Raw genomic sequence first — 16,690 nt, 5'->3', positions numbered from 1 at the left:
CAAAGGTGTCAGGCGCCATTCAGGCGCGGCTGCGGACAGGGGATGTGCATATGGCGGGACCCGTGATGCCCTGCCGCGTCCGGGGGCACCCGGCGGGTGCCCTTGCCCGGGTCATGACGTGATACGCTAGCGCGTGTGCCCGCCCTGGCTGCGCCAGCCGATCAGGTTCAGCAGTGCAAACGACGCGGCGGCCACACAGACGATGGATGGCCCCGCCGGGGTGTCGAACAGATACGCGCCCTGTAAACCGGCAACGGCAGAGAGTGCGCCGATCCCGGCTGCGATGAAGGCCATCGCCTCGGGGGTGCGCGCCAGACCGCGGGCCGCCGCCGCAGGGATGATCAGCATCGCCGCGATCAGCAAAACGCCCACAACCTTGATTGCGACGGCCACGGTGATGGCAAGTGACACGGTCAGGATCAGCTGTTCCCGCTTTGGGTCAAGGCCACTGGCATATGCCAGTTCCTCGTTCAGGGTCGAGGTCAGCAGCGATGACCACCGCCAGGCGATCAGCCCCATTACCATCGCCGCACCGCCCCAGATCACCACAAGGTCGGTGCGGGACACGGCCAGGATATCGCCAAACAGGTACGCCATGAGGTCGATCCGGATGCCCGACAGGAAGGACACCGCCACAAGGCCAAAGGCGAGGGCGGAATGTGCAAGCACGCCCAACAGCGTGTCCATGGCATAGCCGCGCCCGGCCAGAACCGTCACGATGAGCGCCATGGCCAATGCCACGGCCAGTGCGCCGGGAAAGATCGACATCTCGAACGCCAGGGACAAGGCGACGCCCAGGATGGCGGCATGCGCCGTTGCATCCCCGAAATAGGCCATCCGGCGCCAGACCACAAAGCAGCCCAGGGGCGCGGCGGCAAAGGCCACACCGACCCCGGCCAGGGTCGCGCGGGTCATGAAGTCATCCAGCATTATTCGGCGGCCTCGTGGCTGTGCGGGTGATCATGGCCGTGGTCATGTTCGTGACGGTACAGCGCCAGCGCGCCGCCGGTCCCGGTTCCGAACAGCGCGCGATATTCGGGCGCGGACGCGACAACGGCCGGGGTGCCTTCGCAGCAGACATGCCCGTTCAGGCAGACGACCCGGTCCGAGGCGCTCATGACGACGTGCAATTCGTGGCTGATCATCAAGACGGCACAGCCGGTATCGCGCCGGACCTGTTCGATCTGCTGGTAAAAGGCCGCCGACCCACGCTGGTCCAGTCCCTGCGTCGCCTCGTCCAGCAGCAATATGTCCGGCTGATTGATCAGCGCGCGCGCCAAAAGCACACGCTGAAACTGGCCGCCGGACAGGTGCGACATCTGCCGTTTTTCCAGATCCGGCACGCCCGCACGGTCCAGGGCCGCGCGGCAGGCGGATCTGGACACACGGCCCGTCAGGCGCATGAACCGGTCCACGGTGATGGGCAGGGTCGGATCGATATGCAGGCGCTGCGGCACATAGCCGATCTTCAGCCCGTCTTTCAGCGCGATCGTGCCGCGTGTCGGTCGGGTGGCGCCAATAACGGCGCGCAGCAGGCTGGTCTTGCCTGATCCGTTCGGGCCGACGATGGTGACGATTTCGCCCGGTTTCACGCACAGGTCCACATCGTGCAGCACGGTGTTTGCGCCGTAGGCGACGCTCAGGGCGTTCACGGTGATCAGGTTCATACGTCGACCTTGTTCACGCAGGCCGGGCAGATGCCTTCGGCTTCGATGACTGTCTTTTCGATCTGGAACCCGACTGCGCGCGCCGCCGCCCCAAGCGCGCCTTTTGCGGGCGGCGATTGCGCTTCGGCAACGGCGTCGCACAGGCGGCAGATCATGAACGCGGGCGAATGGGTTTCGCCGGGATGCGTGCAGGCGACGAAGGCATTCAACCGTTCGATCTTGTGAACGAAGCCGTGTTCGGCCAAAAAGTCCAGCGCGCGATAGGCGACCGGCGGCTGTGACCCGAAGCCTGCGTCGCCCAGCATGTCCAGAATCGCATAGGCCCCAAGCGCGCGGTGTTCCTGAAGCAGGAGTTCCAGCACCTTGCGCCGCACCGGTGTCAGGCGCAGCCCGCTTTCGGCACAGCGTGCCTCTGCTTCGGCCAGGCCCTGGGCGACACAGGCCCTGTGGTCGTGTTTTTCAAAGCCGATGGGGGTCGCACCGTCTGCGGACATGGGTCGGAGGCCTCTTGTCATGTTATTATATATCATTTATGTAGCGACAAACGTTATAAAATCACATAGGTATCACAATGTCCAGATCGCGCATGTCCCTCTCTGTTGTCGCCATGTTGATGGGTGGAACAGCCATGGCTGAGGTGCCGCGTGTTGCCGTTGATATTGCGCCGGTACATTCGCTTGTGGCCCGGGTCATGGAGGGTGTCGGCGTGCCGGACCTGATTGTTCAACCCGGCGCATCCCCACATGCATACAGCTTGCGCCCGTCCGAGGCCGCTGCCCTGCAGAATGCCGATCTTGTGTTCTGGATCGGCGAGGATCTGACGCCCTGGATGGAGGGCGCAGTCGACACGCTGGCGACGGGCGCGGCGGTGACCAGCCTGCTGGAGGCGGATGGAACGACCCTTCTGGATTTCCGCGAAGGCGCGTTGTTCGAGGCGCATGATCACGGCGATGAAGATCACGCGGGCCATGATGACCACGGCCACGACGACCATGGTGAAGAAAAGCATGCAGAGCATGACGCGGATGGACACGATGACCATGGCCATGACGATCACGGCGATGAAGATCACGCGAACCACGATGACCATGCCCATGATGATCATGGTGACGAGAAACACGCCGAGCACGACGATCACGGCCATGACGACCATGGGCACGACGATCATGCGGGGCACGATCACGGGGCGCATGATCCGCATGCCTGGCTGTCCCCCCGGAATGCCGGCGCGTGGCTGAATGTCATTGCCGCGCAATTGTCGGCGGCGGATCCCGACAACGCGGGCCGCTATTTTGCAAATGCAGCCGCCGCCCGGGAGGACATGCAGGCACTGGCTGCCGAGGTGACTGCGACGCTTGATCCCGTCCGCGGCGGAAGCTTTGTCGTGTTCCACGACGCATACCAGTATTTCGAGGTGGATTTCGATTTTCCCGCGTCCGGTGCGATTTCGCTGAGCGATGCGTCTGATCCAAGCCCGGCGCGCGTGGCCGAGGTGCAGGGCCGCATTCGCGAAGAGGGTGTGGATTGCGTTCTGGCAGAGCCGCAGTTCAATGCCGGGCTGGTCGAGACCATTCTGGACGGAACCGAAGCCAATACCGCGATCATCGATCCGTTGGGGGCCGCCCTTGAACCCGGCGCGGCCCTGTATCCACAGCTGATCAGAAACATGGCCACCACCCTGGCCGAGTGTCTCTGACACCCCGGGCATGTCGTGACCGGCACCTGTTCGGTGCCGGTGCGCCAATGGGTCGACGGTGTGGTTGCCGGGCCCATATATGTGGTAAACGCGCTGCCTGCTTCCTAGATTGATATGCGTCTGCGCCTGCCCGCGTCTGACCAAATCGTAAAAGGATGCCGTGCCATGCCGATGCCCTGGACCTATCGCCATGCGACAAGGGAGTTTCGGTCCTTTCTTGGCGATGCCAAGGAGCGGATGAGCCTGGTGTCGGACAACAGCACCTATACCGCCGTTGATGCCGTGTTTCAGGTGTTCCGGCGACGGCTGACGCCGACACAGGTGATGATGTTTGCCGATGTGCTGCCATCTGTTCCGCGTGCCATCTTCGTATATCGCTGGAACCCCGAGGCGGCGCCCGTTCCCTTTGCCAGCCTTGAACAGCTGACCCGCGAGGCGCAGCGCGTGCGCAAGGATCACAATCTGACGCCGGACAATGCCATCGAGGCCACGGCCTGGGCCCTGCGCCGCCATGTCGATCAACGCAGCCTTGACCGTGTCCTGGATCAGTTGCCGGACGGAGCGGTGCAGTTCTGGACCGCCAGGGTCGATGACCCCAGGGAACTGGAACAGCGTATTGTCTGACGCCCACGGCCAAAGGACGAAGGTGCCGCGATGTCGCCCCTGCGTGATGATCACTCTGCGCGACCGGGCAAGGCGATGAGCGCCACGATCACTTTTGCGCGGCTGTCGACGGTGTCCTGTGACGAGATTGCCGCCCATATGTCCGACCCGCGCGTGGCCGCGCACATGCCCTTGCTGACGTCGGCGTGGGACCACGCCAAGGCCAAACGGTTTGTGGACATGAAAGAGGCATTTTGGCAGCGCGACGGCCTCGGCCACTGGGCCTTTCTGGCGGGTGGCGCCTATGTCGGGTGGGGAGGCTTTCAGAAAGAGGGTGCCGAATGGGACTTTGGACTGGTCTTGAAGCCGGACGCCTTCGGGCTTGGCATACGGATCGCACATCTGGCGATGGCCTGCGCGCGGGCGGACCAGCGCATTCCGTTCGTCACGTTCCTGTTGCCGCCGTCACGTACCCGACTGAAGGCTTTGGAGCGACTGGGCGCTGCGTTTGTCGGACGCGTGCGCCATGACGGCTGCGACTTTCTGAAGTACCGGCTTGAGACGCCGCGATAGCGGAAACCGGATGCCTGCCAGTCGCCGCCGAACGACACCGCCCGACCTAGAATCCGTGCATCCGTTTTGACCATTGATAGGCAACAACAAGCCCCTTCATCCGGGGCAACAGGAACAGTGTCGATGCCACCGCGACCGCCGACAGCACAAGGGCCAGTGTCAGCGGTTCGGGGCGGAACGCCGTGTACGCAAAGTGCAGGACAAAGCCCATGATGTGGCCGACAAGCAGGATGGTCAGGTAGGCGGGGCCATCATCGGCACGCTGCGGGCGCAGGTCCTCTTGGCACGTGTCGCAGTGTTCGTTCACCTTCAGATAGGAATGCAGCAGGCGGCCGCGTCCGCATTTTGGGCATTTCAGGCGCATACCGTTGAACAGGGCGGGTTTGAGCGCCCGCTCGGCTGGCGCGGTGCTGGCAACATCGGTCATCGCACATCTCCATCGCAAGACACGTGCAGTGCATATATGACCGGAAGGATTGTATGCAATCAATTTATGGAAATGATTGCATGTAGAACATCCTGTCCCCGGCATAGGTACAGCCCGGTTTTCAGTTGTTAGTTACAAATCCAACTAATAGGGAAGACCGACAGAAAGGGCTGAACCATGAATCAGGATGTGTTGATTTCCGGACTGAAGCGCGCGCCGAACATGACCGGCACCCACGAGGGGTACATGCCCGGCTGGGCCAACGATTTCGAGACCGAAGCCCTGCCGGGTGCATTGCCGCAGGGCATGAACAGCCCGCAAAAGTGCAACTACGGGCTTTATGGTGAACAACTGTCGGGGACGGCCTTTACACAACCCGGCCCGGAACGGACCTGGTGTTACCGGATCAGGCCATCTGTCAAGCACACGCATCGGTTCAACCAAATAGACCTGCCGCATTGGAAAACGGCCCCGCATGTCGTGGGCGGGATCGTGTCGCTGGGCCAGTACCGTTGGGACCCGGTCGAACACACGGGCGCGCCGCTGACCTGGTTGACCGGCATGCGGACGATGACCACGGCGGGGGACGTCAACACACAGGTCGGCATGGCCAGCCATATCTACCTTGTCACCGACAGCATGGTGGATGCCTATTTCTATTCGGCCGACAGCGAATTACTGGTTGTCCCGCAACAGGGCCGTCTGCGGTTTGCCACCGAGCTGGGCGTGATCGACGTTGCCCCGCAGGACATCGCGATCATCCCGCGCGGGCTGGTGTACCGGGTGGAGGTCCTGGAGGGTCCGTGCCGCGGGTTCGTGTGCGAAAACTATGGCCAGGCATTCGACCTGCCGGATCGTGGCCCCATCGGGGCCAATTGCATGGCGAACCCGCGCGACTTCAAGACCCCGGTCGCCGCCTTCGAGGATCGCGATGTTCCGTCTACCGTCACGGTCAAGTGGTGCGGTCAGTTTCACGAGACACGGATTGGGCATTCGCCGCTGGATGTCGTCGCATGGCACGGCAACTACGCGCCCAGCAAATATGACCTCAAGACCTATTGCCCGGTGGGCGCCATCCTGTTCGACCATCCCGATCCGTCGATCTTTACCGTGCTCTCGGCGCCATCGGGGCAACCGGGTGTGGCCAATATCGACTTTGTCCTGTTTCGCGAACGCTGGCTGGTGGCCGAGGATACGTTCCGCCCGCCATGGTACCATAAGAACGTGATGTCCGAACTGATGGGCAACATCTATGGCCAGTATGATGCCAAACCACAGGGGTTCGTGCCCGGCGGAATGAGCCTGCACAACATGATGCTGCCTCATGGTCCGGATCGGGATGCGTTTGAACGCGCCTCGAACGCAAATCTGGGGCCGGACAAGCTGGATCAGACCATGTCGTTCATGTTCGAAACCCGCTTTCCGCAGCATCTGACGCAATTCGCGGCGCAGGAGGCACCGCTGCAGGACGATTACATCGACTGCTGGGCGTCACTGGACAAGAAATTCGACGGCACGCCCGGCAAGAAGTAGCGACCACGGCGGCTGCCACGACTGCACGCGGCGCGCCCGCACGGCACCACACAACAACCGATGCGGGCCACGACCCGATCAAGGGAGAGTAGAATGGGAAAAGCTTTTGCCTCGCAGGGGGACATGACAGAAAAGACGATTTCCTTTGACGAGGTCGGCAAGGGGCTTTGGGCCTTTACCGCCGAGGGGGATCCGAATTCGGGTGTGATCATTGGCGATGACAGCGTGATGATCATCGAGGCACAGGCCACGCCCCGCCTGGCCAGCAAGGTAATCGAGAAAGTGCGCGAGGTGACGGACAAGCCGATCACCCATGTGGTCCTGACCCACTACCACGCCGTCCGGGTCCTGGGCGCGTCGGCCTTTGGCGCGTCACAGATCATCATGTCGGATGCCGCACGCGCGATGGTGATGGAACGGGGGCAAGAGGATTGGGACAGCGAATTCCAACGCTTTCCCCGCCTGTTCGAAGGGCATGAGAGCATTCCGGGCCTGACCTATCCGACCACGACCTTCAGTCACGGCATGACCGTCTATCTGGGCAACCGGCGTGTGGACATCAAACATGTCGGGCGGGCCCATACGGCTGGTGATGCGGTGGTGCATGTGCCGGACCAGAACGTGCTGTTCACCGGCGACATCGTCGAAGACCGGTCGGCATGTTATTGCGGCGACGGTCACTTTGCCGATTGGGGCACGACGCTGGATGCGATCCGGGCCTATGAGGCGGACGCCATCGCCCCCGGGCGCGGCGGGGCCCTCATCGGGCGCGAGGCGGTCGAGCGCGCGATCGAAAGCACGCGCGACTTCGTTCAAAGCACCTACAGGCCCGCGGCCAGGGTCGCTGTGTCCGGTGGCAGCCTCAGGGACGCATGGGATGCCGTGCGCGCCGAATGCGACCCCAAGTTCAAGGATTATGCCATTTACGAGCACTGCCTGCCGTTCAACGTCGCGCGCGCCTATGACGAGGCGCGCGGAATTGCCCACCCACGGATCTGGACCGCACAGCGCGACATCGAAATGTGGGACGCCCTGCAAGGCTGATCAACATGTCGAGAGAGGTCGGAATGCCAGCCACACGCTACGACACGGTTTTCAAGCTATACCCCTATGAACGTGTCGCGGCACAGGACAGCGATGTGCCGTCGCGGCACCCGGTGGTCATCGTGGGCGGGGGGCCGGTCGGGCTGGGCCTGGCCCTTGACCTTGGACAGCGCGGCACGCCGGTGCTGGTTCTGGATGACCATGACGGGCCCGGCACGGGGTCGAAGGCGATCTGCTTTGCCAAGCGCACGCTCGACATTGCACATCGGCTGGGCGTGGCGGCACCCATGGTCGACAAGGGGATCGTGTGGAATGTGGGCAAGGTGTTCCACGACACGGCGAAGGTGTTTGAATTCAACCTGCTGCCGGAGGATGGACACAGGAACCCGGCCTTCATCAACCTGCAACAGCCCTATTTCGAGACATACCTGTTTGACGGGATCCGGGCCGCACAGGCCAGGGGCGCGCCGATTGAGGTGCGTGGACGGAACGCCGTGGTCGGGATGGCGGACGCGGACACCGGCGTCAGGCTGGATGTTGAAACACCGGATGGACCGTACCGGATCGACGCGGATTGGCTGATTGCGTGCGACGGGGCACGGTCGCCCATCCGCACGATGATGGGTCTGGAATTCGACGGTCGGGTGTTCGAGGACAACTTTCTGATCGCTGACGTCCGTATGACGGCCGATTTCCCCACCGAACGGTGGTTCTGGTTCGACCCGCCGTTCAAGACAGGGGGCGCGTCGGCGCTGCTGCACAAGCAACCGGATGATGTCTGGCGGATCGACTTTCAGCTGGGTTGGGACATTGACCGCGCCAGGGAACTGGACCCGGACCGGATCCGGACACGGGTTGACGCCATGCTGTCCAGTCAAACGGGCGAGGTTCCCGACTATGATCTGGTGTGGACCTCCATCTACACGTTCCAATGCCGCAGGATGCGGAGTTTTCGCCATGGCCGTGTCTTTTTCGCGGGCGATTCAGCGCATCAGGTGTCGCCCTTCGGGGCGCGCGGTGCCAATTCGGGGATGCAGGATGCAGAGAACCTGGCCTGGAAGCTGGACTACGTGATCAAGGGGCATGCCGCGCGGCGCCTGCTGGACAGCTACGATGCCGAACGCAGCTTTGCCGCGGATGAGAACATCCTGAATTCGACCCGGGCCACGGATTTCATGACGCCCAAGTCCGACATGTCAAAGACGTTTCGCAACGCGGTTCTGCAGCTTGCGCAAAAGCACCCGTTCGCGCGCCCATTGGTGAACTCGGGCCGTTTGTCGGTGCCGTGCACCTATGACGGATTTGCGCATTTTTCGGAGGACATGTTGCAGGGCGGCCCCCCCGTCACCCGGCCCGGCGCTGCGTGTCCGGATGCGCCTGTCGGGGACGGGTTTCTTCTGGACCATGTGGGTCACGGATTCACGCTGCTGGCCCTTGGGATCGCGGACCTGACGACCGATGGGATCGATCCTATGATATCGGCTCTGCACATTCCCGACCCATCGCCGCCCTTGGTGGCACGCTATCTCGGGCAGGCGGCGCACGCCGTTTACCTGATCCGGCCCGATCACCACGTGGTTGCGCGCTGGGCGGACTTTGATGCAGGCAATGTGACAGCAGCGCTGGACCGCGCATTGGGGAGGGTCTGATCCGTGACACTCAATCTTGAGCCGAACCTGCCCGACCCGGATGGGTTTTACGATGAATTATTGGCGGCGCACGCAGGGCTGAGCACGCAGGACAGCACGGATTTCAATGCGCGGCTGATCCTTGTTCTGGCCAACCATATCGGGGACCGTGACATCTTGCGGGCGGCCCTTGCCGCTGCAAAATAGGGCGCCCGGGCGTCGGGTAGTGCGCGGGCCATCGCCCAGTGCTGGTCGAACCGGACCCCGGAATGCAACAGGAATTCAGGTTCGGCAAAGCGGCTGATCTGGCTGGGGTCGTCACGCAGGATACGGCGCGACAGGCGACCGCTACTGTTCGGCAAAGGCCTGGCCGCGCCGTCCCGCAATGCGGCGTGCCGTTGCCGTGCCCATCGGTTCGGGAAAAGGCGGGTTCGCCCAGAAGTGTGTTGGTTTGCAGGATCTGATGCGCCGCCGTTTCGGTAAACGCGCTGATCAGCGCCGATCCCGGCAGCGTCATGACGGCACCAATGACGCCTTGGGGGATCATTCAACGCGCCGGACAGGGCCAACGCAGCGGCAAGGTCGTCCATGTCTATTCTACGCTGGAACACATTCCGCCGCATGGCCTGTTCCAGCGCGGTGCCGGTGGTGCGGATATCTTTTTGCAGCGTTGTTTCCAGTTGATAAAGCGCTGCGGCGCGCGTGGAGTCGAACCACCTCTGGGCCTTCGTACGTGTTGCCCCAACGGCGGACGGCATACCAAACAGATCGCTTTCGATGATGCTGGCAAGCCTGATCTGCCTGGGCAGATCCGGGTCACGCTTGATTTTGACCTTCTTGCCGTTGCTTTGACGATTTCGCTGGCCTTGTGACCCTTTCCCCGGGACAGGTCCTCAAGCCGCCATGCGCGGCCAGCTTGTGCGAGTGTATGTAAACGTCGACATCAACCAAATTGACCCAACCTGTTTCGCTGGCTCGGACGGTGCGCTGCACCGGATTGCGCCAATTCGCCATAAACGATTCTCGTAGTCTACGATAAGTAGAGGCTCGAAGAGCGCCTTGATCTGTCACGATTCCATTTGTCTTCAGTGACTTCGCCCCAAGCACGCGGGTCCGGCAGGTGGTAAAAGGGCGCCGGGCCTGATCATCCGTACCAAAGTTTGCGCGCGAAAAGGCGTGGTGCGCCTGAATTTTCGGCGATGCCGCATTTTCCGCTTAAACTTTGCGCAAACGTGCGCGGCCTGCGCCACATTTCCAACCCCAGGACGTGTGCGGCGGGCGGATGCGGATACGACTTGCCCCGGGCGTTGATGCCCGAAAAACGTGCGACGGTGCCCGGCCTAGGAAACCATGAACACCATCGCACTCCGCATCAAATGCGTGGGGGGGATATGGATGTTCGTCATTCAAAACGCAACGCCCGCGCGACACGCAAAGGGATTGGCGATGTCTAACAAACTTCTCGCAACAACGGCTGCATTGGCCGCATTGACCGCACTGCCTGCGGTTGCACAGGATTGCCCCATCAAGGTCGGCGTTCTGCACTCGCTGTCGGGCACGATGGCGATTTCGGAAACCACGCTCAAGGACACGATGGAAATGCTGGTCGAACAGCAGAACGCCGCGGGCGGTGTTCTGGGCTGCCAACTCGAAGCCGTGGTGGTCGATCCGGCCTCGGACTGGCCGCTCTTTGCTGAAAAGGCGCGCGAGCTGCTGACCGTGCACGAGGTCGACGTGATCTTTGGCAACTGGACATCCGTCAGCCGAAAATCCGTGCTGCCGGTGATCGAGGAACTGAACGGTCTGCTGTTCTACCCGGTGCAATACGAGGGCGAGGAAAGCTCGAAGAACGTGTTCTATACCGGTGCTGCCCCGAACCAGCAGGCGATTCCGGCCACCGATTATTTCCTCGAAGAGCTTGAGGTCGAAAAATTCGCGCTGTTGGGCACCGACTATGTCTATCCCCGCACCACGAACAACATTCTGGAATCCTACCTTCAGGACAAGGGCATCGCGGCCGAGGACATCTTCGTCAACTATACGCCTTTCGGTCATTCCGACTGGTCCAAGATCGTGGCCGACGTTGTGGCGCTTGGCGCGGACGGCAAGAAGGTCGGTGTGATCTCGACCATCAACGGCGACGCCAATGTCGGCTTTTACAAGGAATTGGCGGCTGCCGGCATCTCGGCCGATGACATCCCCGTTGTGGCGTTTTCGGTCGGTGAAGAAGAACTGGCGGGCCTTGATACGTCGAACCTGGTGGGGCACCTGGCCGCCTGGAACTATTTCCAGTCTGCGGAATCCGAAGCCAACGACGCATGGATCGAGGCGTGGAAGGCCCGTATGGGCGACGATCGGGTGACCAACGACCCGATGGAAGCGCATTACATCGGCTTCAACATGTGGGTGAACGCCGCCACCGAAGCAGGCACCACCGATGTCGACGCAGTGCGCACCGCGATGTATGGCCAGGAATTCCCGAACCTGACCGGCGGTACGGCGGTCATGCTGCCGAACCACCACCTGGCCAAGCCGGTTCTGATCGGTGAGATCCAGGAAGACGGCCAATTCGACATCATCAGCCAGACCGAAGAAGTGCCGGGCGATGCCTGGACGGACTTCCTGCCGGAATCGGCTGTTCTGGTGTCCGATTGGAAAGAGCTGGGCTGCGGAATGTACAACACCGAAACGTCCAGCTGCGTTCAGATCAAGTCGAACTACTGATGTGACATACCGGGGGCGGCGCGCTGCCCCCGGACCTTTTCCGCGCGGCGGCGATGTGCCGCCAGACCCCTTCAAGGAAGTGACGCTCATGTCGGTTTTCCGCAACCTGTGCGCCGCGCTGGTATCCGTTTTTGTGGTGCTGTCGGCCGCGCCCTTGACGGCGCAGGATGCCACGGCGCCTATCCAGCAGTTGCTGCAGGTTCATGGCGACATCATCGCCAAAAGCTCGCGGCGCACGATTGGCCCCGCAATCGATGCGCTTGCCGACAGCGGTTTGCCCGAGGCCCAGACCGTGCTGGAGCGGTGGCAGGCCAAGGAGATGTGGCAGAACGAGGACACCGGGCTGTTCGTCTTTGCCGAAGAAATCGACCGCCGCACGATCCGCACCTTTGACGTGGCGTCCGGGGCTGATCTGGGCACGGTGCCCGACGACGGGTTCAAGCAACTCAAACCGAACAGCGGCATACGCGGTATGATCGGTGCCGCACTGGTGCGCTTTCAACTGAATGACCCGAACCCCGTCGCACGTCACGCCGCGCTGAACGCGATCGAACGGGATGCGGACGCCAGCCATCTTGGCGCATTGCGCGCCGTGCGCGACACCGAAGCTGACCCCGAACTGCGGGTCCGCATTGACCGGCTTGAACGGTTGCTGACCATCCAGTTCGCCGAGGCGGATGCCGAACGCATTGCCGCCATCGAGAGTTTTGCGGACGATCTGGGCGTCGATGTGCGGGCCGCGCTGAACCCGCTGGTCGTGACGGCCGTGGATGTCGCGACGGTTCTGCCCGATGATCCGGACGTTGTTGGACAGATTGTTCCGGGGTCGGATGACCTCAGCACGGCCAGTGCGTACGACCTTCTTGTGTCCAAGGGATTTGCCGTGGGCCGTATCTCGCGCGATGCGCAGAAGGCAGCCCTGATCGCGAATATCGATGGCGACCAGGTGGCAGGGATCAAGGTCGCATCGCTGGACAGTGAAACGGCGCGTGATCTGGCCTATGCGGCCCTTGCCGCTCAGGGCAGTGTCGAACCGGCGGCCACGGACGCAGATGTCGACGCCGCCCTGGCCGCACACGTGTTTTTCGAACGCTACCGCAGCACGGCCCCGGCGGTTGCAATTGCGGCGCAAGCCGTCCTGACGGGTATCGAGAACAAGGTTGCCGTGAACCAGACCATCGATCTGGGTCTGGACGCGCTGTCGCTTGCGTCGATCTATTTCCTGGCCGCCATCGGCCTTGCCATCACCTTTGGCGTCATGGGGGTGATCAACATGGCGCATGGCGAATTCATCATGATGGGGGCCTACACGGGCTATGTCGTCCAGTTGTTCATTCCCGACTATACCGTGTCGATAATCGTCGCGATCCCGCTGGCCTTTGCAGTGACCTTCGGCGCAGGTGTCGCGATGGAGCGGACGGTGATCCGTTGGCTGTATCACAGGCCGCTGGAAACCCTGCTGGCCACCTTCGGTATCTCGATTGCCTTGCAGCAACTGGCCAAGAACATCTTTGGCACCCAGGCGCGCCCGCTGACGGCACCGGGTTGGCTGGACGGGTCGCTTGCCTTCAACGACATCGTATCGATCAGCTATATCCGGATCGCCATCTTCGTCCTGGCCCTGCTGTTTCTGGCCCTGTTCTGGGTGGTGATGAACCGCACGCGCCTGGGGCTTGAAGTGCGGGCGGTCACCCAGAACCCGCGCATGGCGGCGTCCATGGGCATCAACCCCGACAAGATCAACATGCTGACCTTCGGCTTCGGATCGGGCATTGCCGGGATCGCAGGGGTCGCCATCGGGCTTTATGCCAAGGTCACGTCCGAGATGGGCAGCGACTATATCGTGCAATCGTTCATGACCGTGGTCGTCGGCGGGGTGGGCAACATCTGGGGCACGCTTCTGGGGGCCACCATGGTCGGCACGCTGCAAAAGGGGATCGAGTGGTTGAACCCGTCCAACACGCTGGCGGCACAGACCTATATGATCCTGTTCATCATCCTGTTCATCCAGTTCCGACCCAAGGGTATCATCGCCCTCAAGGGTCGCGCGGCGGAGGCCTGAGCCATGACACACGCCGTACTGGACGCGCCGCGCAAACCCCGGTTCTTCCTTGTTGGAAACCCGTCGGTTATCCTGTTCATCTTCTGCCTGGCCGTTTTTACGCTGGCGGTCACGATCCTGGCCGAAGGGTTCGGGATCGGGATGATCTCCACCAGTTTCGTCAAGACGTTGGGCAAGACGCTCTGCCTGTGCCTCGTGGCGCTCGCCATGGACCTTGTCTGGGGGTATTGCGGCATCCTCAGCCTTGGGCACATGGCGTTCTTCGGGATCGGTGGCTATGCCATCGGCATGTGGCTGATGTATGCGCGGACCGAGATCATCGTGACGCAAAGTCTGGCTGCAGCGCCATTGCCACCCACGCCGCAAGAGATTTCGGACGGGATCGCGACACAGATCTTCGGGGTCGTGGGGGCGTCTGAATTTCCGCCAATCTGGGCTTTTGCCCATTCGCTGCCCATGCAGCTTGGGGCTGTGGTCCTGGTGCCGGGCCTTATCGCGTTGCTCTTCGGTTGGCTGGCCTTTCGCAGCCGCGTCACGGGGGTCTACCTGTCGATCCTCACGCAGGCCATGACGCTGGCGCTGGCGCTTTATCTCTTCCAGAACGACAGCGGGCTGCGCGGGAACAACGGCCTGTCCGGCCTGCAAAACCTTCCCGGCCTTGATGCAGTGCCGCAATCCACCGTTTCGATCTGGTTCTTCTGGGCGTCGGCCCTGGCGCTGGGCCTTGGCTATGTGCTGTGTACCTGGGTGGTGTCGGGCAAGTTCGGGTCCGTCATTCGCGCCATCCGCGATGATGAAAGCCGGGTACGCTTTCTGGGCTATCCGGTCGAAGCCTACAAGCTGTTCATCTTCACCATCACCGCGGTCATCGCAGGGATCGCCGGGGCGCTGTATTACCCGCAAGCGGGCATCATCAACCCGGCAGAGATCGCGCCCATCGCCTCGATCTATCTGGCGGTCTGGGTCGCGATCGGCGGGCGCGGGCGGCTTTATGGCGCGGTCATCGGCGCGGCGTTCGTGTCGCTTCTGTCCACCTATTTCACGGGCGGGCAGGCGCCTGACATCGCCCTTGGGGGCTATACCGTGCAGTGGGTGGATTGGTGGACGGTCCTGCTGGGCCTGTCCTTTGTGTGCGTCACCTTGTTTGCGCCCAAGGGGTTGGGGGGGCTCTTTGACCTGATTGCCGCGCGCCGGGCGCCCACGCGGCATGGTGCAGATCTGGGGCCGGATGTCGGTGCGCTGCGCGAAAAGGAGGCGGACACATGAATACGCTTCTCGAAGTGTCGGGGGTTTCGGTGTCCTTTGACGGATTCAAGGCCATCAACAACCTGACCTTCCAGATCGGCGAGGCGGAAATGCGCGCTGTGATCGGTCCAAACGGCGCGGGCAAGACCACGTTCATGGATATCGTGACGGGCAAGACGCGCCCGGACGAAGGGCGCGTCCTGTGGGGCGAAAAATCGCAATCCCTGCTGTCCATGTCAGAAAGCCAGATCGCACGGGCCGGAATTGGGCGCAAATTCCAGCGCCCCACCGTGTTCGAAGATCAGACCGTTGCCGAAAACCTGATGCTGGCGTTGAAGAAGAAACGATCGCCCCTTGCGGTTCTGGGCTTTCGCGCCTCAGCTGCGGACCGGGCGCGCGTGACCGAACTGGCCGAAGAGATTGGCCTGGGCGCAGCACTGCACCGCAAGGCCGGTGAACTGAGCCACGGACAGAAACAATGGCTCGAAATCGGGATGCTGTTGGCGCAGGAACCAAGGCTGTTGTTGGTGGACGAACCCGCCGCCGGGATGACCCCGGCCGAGCGCGCGCACACTACGGAAATCCTGGTCGAGGCGGCCAAGACGCGCGCCGTGGTGGTGGTCGAACACGATATGGAATTCGTGCGGCGGCTGGGGTGCAAGGTCACGGTCTTGCATGAAGGGTCCGTGTTGGCCGAAGGCTCCATCGACCATGTCACATCCAACGAAGCGGTGATCGAGGTGTATCTTGGCCGATAATCTTCTCGAAATCCAAGGGCTCACGCTGCACTACGGTGGCAGCGAGATCCTGCGGGGCATTGACCTGTGCGCGCGGCGCGGAGAGGTCACCTGCGTCATGGGCACAAATGGTGTGGGCAAGACAAGCCTTCTCAAGGCCATCTCGGGCACCCATGTCCGGACGGCCGGAACCTATCATCTGGATGGGGATGACATCGGCAGGCTCAGCGCCCATGCGCTGGCCCAACGGGGGGTCGCCTATGTGCCGCAGGGGCGCGAAATTTTTCCGTTTCTGACGGTACAGGAAAACCTGGAAACCGGATTTGCCTGCCTGCCGCGTGACAAGCGCCGTGTGCCGGACGACATCTTTGATCTGTTTCCGATCCTCAAGGACTTCCTGCACAGGCGCGGCGGCGACCTGTCGGGTGGGCAACAGCAGCAGCTTGCCATAGCCCGCGCACTGGTCACAGAGCCAAGGCTGTTGCTGCTGGACGAACCGACCGAAGGCATACAACCCAACATCATCAAGCAGATCGGGGATGTCATATCGACCCTGCGGGACAAGGGGCAGATGGCCATCATCCTGGTCGAACAGTATTTCGACTTTGCCTTTGAACTTGGCGACCGGTTCACTGTTCTGGAACGGGGCGCGGTCAAGCTGGACGGGCCACGGCACGGCATTGAGCGGTCAGAGCTGCTGCGCGCCGTTTCCGTTTGACGGCTCGACCATTCCGATTTGGCCGCCTGCCGC

General features: G+C 62.2%; 17 protein-coding genes. 13 read left to right on the top strand and 4 right to left on the bottom strand.

Going from position 1 to position 16,690, the window contains the following annotated elements; all coding sequences use genetic code 11:
- Positions 1 to 126: 126 nt before the first annotated feature.
- From Q0844_RS14850 to Q0844_RS14840, 3 genes are read right to left on the bottom strand one after another with little or no spacing between them, the layout of a single operon-like run.
- Entirely contained in the window at positions 127 to 930 is an 804-nt protein-coding gene (locus Q0844_RS14850) for a metal ABC transporter permease (RefSeq protein ID WP_299046318.1), read from the bottom strand.
- Positions 930 to 1,667, bottom strand: coding sequence for a metal ABC transporter ATP-binding protein (locus Q0844_RS14845; RefSeq protein ID WP_299046315.1), 738 nt, complete (start codon positions 1,665 to 1,667; stop codon positions 930 to 932). Before Q0844_RS14845 ends, Q0844_RS14850 begins: the two co-directional genes overlap by 1 nt.
- Positions 1,664 to 2,161 (bottom strand): transcriptional repressor, encoded by a 498-nt coding sequence (locus tag Q0844_RS14840; RefSeq protein ID WP_299046312.1) that lies wholly within the window; start codon positions 2,159 to 2,161, stop codon positions 1,664 to 1,666. Before Q0844_RS14840 ends, Q0844_RS14845 begins: the two co-directional genes overlap by 4 nt.
- A gap of 77 nt (positions 2,162 to 2,238) precedes the next feature.
- Between Q0844_RS14840 and Q0844_RS14835 the strand changes: the two genes are divergently transcribed.
- The 3 genes from Q0844_RS14835 to Q0844_RS14825 all read left to right on the top strand — a co-directional run bounded on the left by Q0844_RS14835 (position 2,239) and on the right by Q0844_RS14825 (position 4,539).
- Positions 2,239 to 3,363, top strand: coding sequence for a zinc ABC transporter substrate-binding protein (locus Q0844_RS14835; RefSeq protein ID WP_299046310.1), 1,125 nt, complete (start codon positions 2,239 to 2,241; stop codon positions 3,361 to 3,363).
- A 165-nt stretch (positions 3,364 to 3,528) separates the two neighbouring features.
- Positions 3,529 to 3,987 carry a DUF2267 domain-containing protein gene (locus Q0844_RS14830; protein WP_299046308.1) on the top strand — a complete coding sequence of 153 codons (459 nt, stop codon included), beginning with the start codon at positions 3,529 to 3,531 and terminating at the stop codon, positions 3,985 to 3,987.
- A 30-nt stretch (positions 3,988 to 4,017) separates the two neighbouring features.
- On the top strand, positions 4,018 to 4,539 hold the full coding sequence (locus tag Q0844_RS14825; RefSeq protein ID WP_366523011.1) for a GNAT family N-acetyltransferase: 522 nt from the start codon (positions 4,018 to 4,020) through the stop codon (positions 4,537 to 4,539).
- 46 nt (positions 4,540 to 4,585) lie between these two features.
- Here the strand turns inward: Q0844_RS14825 and Q0844_RS14820 are convergent, their stop codons facing one another.
- Positions 4,586 to 4,966, bottom strand: coding sequence for a DUF983 domain-containing protein (locus Q0844_RS14820; protein ID WP_299046306.1), 381 nt, complete (start codon positions 4,964 to 4,966; stop codon positions 4,586 to 4,588).
- A gap of 177 nt (positions 4,967 to 5,143) precedes the next feature.
- Between Q0844_RS14820 and hmgA the strand changes: the two genes are divergently transcribed.
- The 10 genes from hmgA to urtE all read left to right on the top strand — a co-directional run bounded on the left by hmgA (position 5,144) and on the right by urtE (position 16,657).
- The gene (gene hmgA / locus Q0844_RS14815; RefSeq protein ID WP_299046304.1) at positions 5,144 to 6,499 is read left to right on the top strand and encodes a homogentisate 1,2-dioxygenase; all 1,356 of its coding nucleotides are present in this window, start codon (positions 5,144 to 5,146) and stop codon (positions 6,497 to 6,499) included.
- A gap of 93 nt (positions 6,500 to 6,592) precedes the next feature.
- Positions 6,593 to 7,543 (top strand): MBL fold metallo-hydrolase, encoded by a 951-nt coding sequence (locus Q0844_RS14810; protein ID WP_299046302.1) that lies wholly within the window; start codon positions 6,593 to 6,595, stop codon positions 7,541 to 7,543.
- 23 nt (positions 7,544 to 7,566) lie between these two features.
- Entirely contained in the window at positions 7,567 to 9,192 is a 1,626-nt protein-coding gene (locus tag Q0844_RS14805; protein WP_299046299.1) for an FAD-dependent oxidoreductase, read from the top strand.
- 3 nt (positions 9,193 to 9,195) lie between these two features.
- Positions 9,196 to 9,378, top strand: coding sequence for a DUF2783 domain-containing protein (locus Q0844_RS14800; protein ID WP_299046296.1), 183 nt, complete (start codon positions 9,196 to 9,198; stop codon positions 9,376 to 9,378).
- Positions 9,379 to 9,686: 308 nt separating this feature from the next.
- Positions 9,687 to 10,043 carry a hypothetical protein gene (locus Q0844_RS14795; RefSeq protein WP_299046293.1) on the top strand — a complete coding sequence of 119 codons (357 nt, stop codon included), beginning with the start codon at positions 9,687 to 9,689 and terminating at the stop codon, positions 10,041 to 10,043.
- 574 nt (positions 10,044 to 10,617) lie between these two features.
- Positions 10,618 to 11,895 carry an urea ABC transporter substrate-binding protein gene (urtA, locus tag Q0844_RS14790; RefSeq protein ID WP_299046290.1) on the top strand — a complete coding sequence of 426 codons (1,278 nt, stop codon included), beginning with the start codon at positions 10,618 to 10,620 and terminating at the stop codon, positions 11,893 to 11,895.
- Between the two features lie 88 nt (positions 11,896 to 11,983).
- Positions 11,984 to 13,957, top strand: a complete 1,974-nt coding sequence (urtB, locus tag Q0844_RS14785) for an urea ABC transporter permease subunit UrtB (RefSeq protein ID WP_299046288.1) — start codon at positions 11,984 to 11,986, stop codon at positions 13,955 to 13,957.
- Between the two features lie 3 nt (positions 13,958 to 13,960).
- On the top strand, positions 13,961 to 15,223 hold the full coding sequence (gene urtC / locus Q0844_RS14780; protein WP_299046286.1) for an urea ABC transporter permease subunit UrtC: 1,263 nt from the start codon (positions 13,961 to 13,963) through the stop codon (positions 15,221 to 15,223).
- Complete coding sequence (gene urtD / locus Q0844_RS14775; RefSeq protein WP_299046285.1) at positions 15,220 to 15,960, top strand: urea ABC transporter ATP-binding protein UrtD; 741 nt, start codon at positions 15,220 to 15,222, stop codon at positions 15,958 to 15,960. The genes urtC and urtD overlap by 4 nt, the downstream gene beginning before the upstream one ends.
- Positions 15,950 to 16,657, top strand: a complete 708-nt coding sequence (urtE, locus tag Q0844_RS14770) for an urea ABC transporter ATP-binding subunit UrtE (RefSeq protein ID WP_299046284.1) — start codon at positions 15,950 to 15,952, stop codon at positions 16,655 to 16,657. Before urtD ends, urtE begins: the two co-directional genes overlap by 11 nt.
- Positions 16,658 to 16,690: the final 33 nt, after the last annotated feature.

It is taken from the genome of uncultured Tateyamaria sp. (assembly GCF_947503465.1).
In the GTDB taxonomy this organism is placed as follows: Bacteria; Pseudomonadota; Alphaproteobacteria; order Rhodobacterales; family Rhodobacteraceae; genus Tateyamaria.
This window is presented reverse-complemented; position numbering and strand designations above follow the sequence as displayed.

Coding starts and splice junctions, on each gene's coding strand:
- Q0844_RS14850 (WP_299046318.1), bottom strand. CDS start 930: ATGCTGGATGACTTCATGACCCGCGCGACCCTGGCCGGGGTCGGTGTG.
- Q0844_RS14845 (WP_299046315.1), bottom strand. CDS start 1,667: ATGAACCTGATCACCGTGAACGCCCTGAGCGTCGCCTACGGCGCAAAC.
- Q0844_RS14840 (WP_299046312.1), bottom strand. CDS start 2,161: ATGTCCGCAGACGGTGCGACCCCCATCGGCTTTGAAAAACACGACCAC.
- Q0844_RS14835 (WP_299046310.1), top strand. CDS start 2,239: ATGTCCAGATCGCGCATGTCCCTCTCTGTTGTCGCCATGTTGATGGGT.
- Q0844_RS14830 (WP_299046308.1), top strand. CDS start 3,529: ATGCCGATGCCCTGGACCTATCGCCATGCGACAAGGGAGTTTCGGTCC.
- Q0844_RS14825 (WP_366523011.1), top strand. CDS start 4,018: ATGTCGCCCCTGCGTGATGATCACTCTGCGCGACCGGGCAAGGCGATG.
- Q0844_RS14820 (WP_299046306.1), bottom strand. CDS start 4,966: ATGACCGATGTTGCCAGCACCGCGCCAGCCGAGCGGGCGCTCAAACCC.
- hmgA (WP_299046304.1), top strand. CDS start 5,144: ATGAATCAGGATGTGTTGATTTCCGGACTGAAGCGCGCGCCGAACATG.
- Q0844_RS14810 (WP_299046302.1), top strand. CDS start 6,593: ATGGGAAAAGCTTTTGCCTCGCAGGGGGACATGACAGAAAAGACGATT.
- Q0844_RS14805 (WP_299046299.1), top strand. CDS start 7,567: ATGCCAGCCACACGCTACGACACGGTTTTCAAGCTATACCCCTATGAA.
- Q0844_RS14795 (WP_299046293.1), top strand. CDS start 9,687: ATGACGGCACCAATGACGCCTTGGGGGATCATTCAACGCGCCGGACAG.
- urtA (WP_299046290.1), top strand. CDS start 10,618: ATGTCTAACAAACTTCTCGCAACAACGGCTGCATTGGCCGCATTGACC.
- urtB (WP_299046288.1), top strand. CDS start 11,984: ATGTCGGTTTTCCGCAACCTGTGCGCCGCGCTGGTATCCGTTTTTGTG.
- urtC (WP_299046286.1), top strand. CDS start 13,961: ATGACACACGCCGTACTGGACGCGCCGCGCAAACCCCGGTTCTTCCTT.
- urtD (WP_299046285.1), top strand. CDS start 15,220: ATGAATACGCTTCTCGAAGTGTCGGGGGTTTCGGTGTCCTTTGACGGA.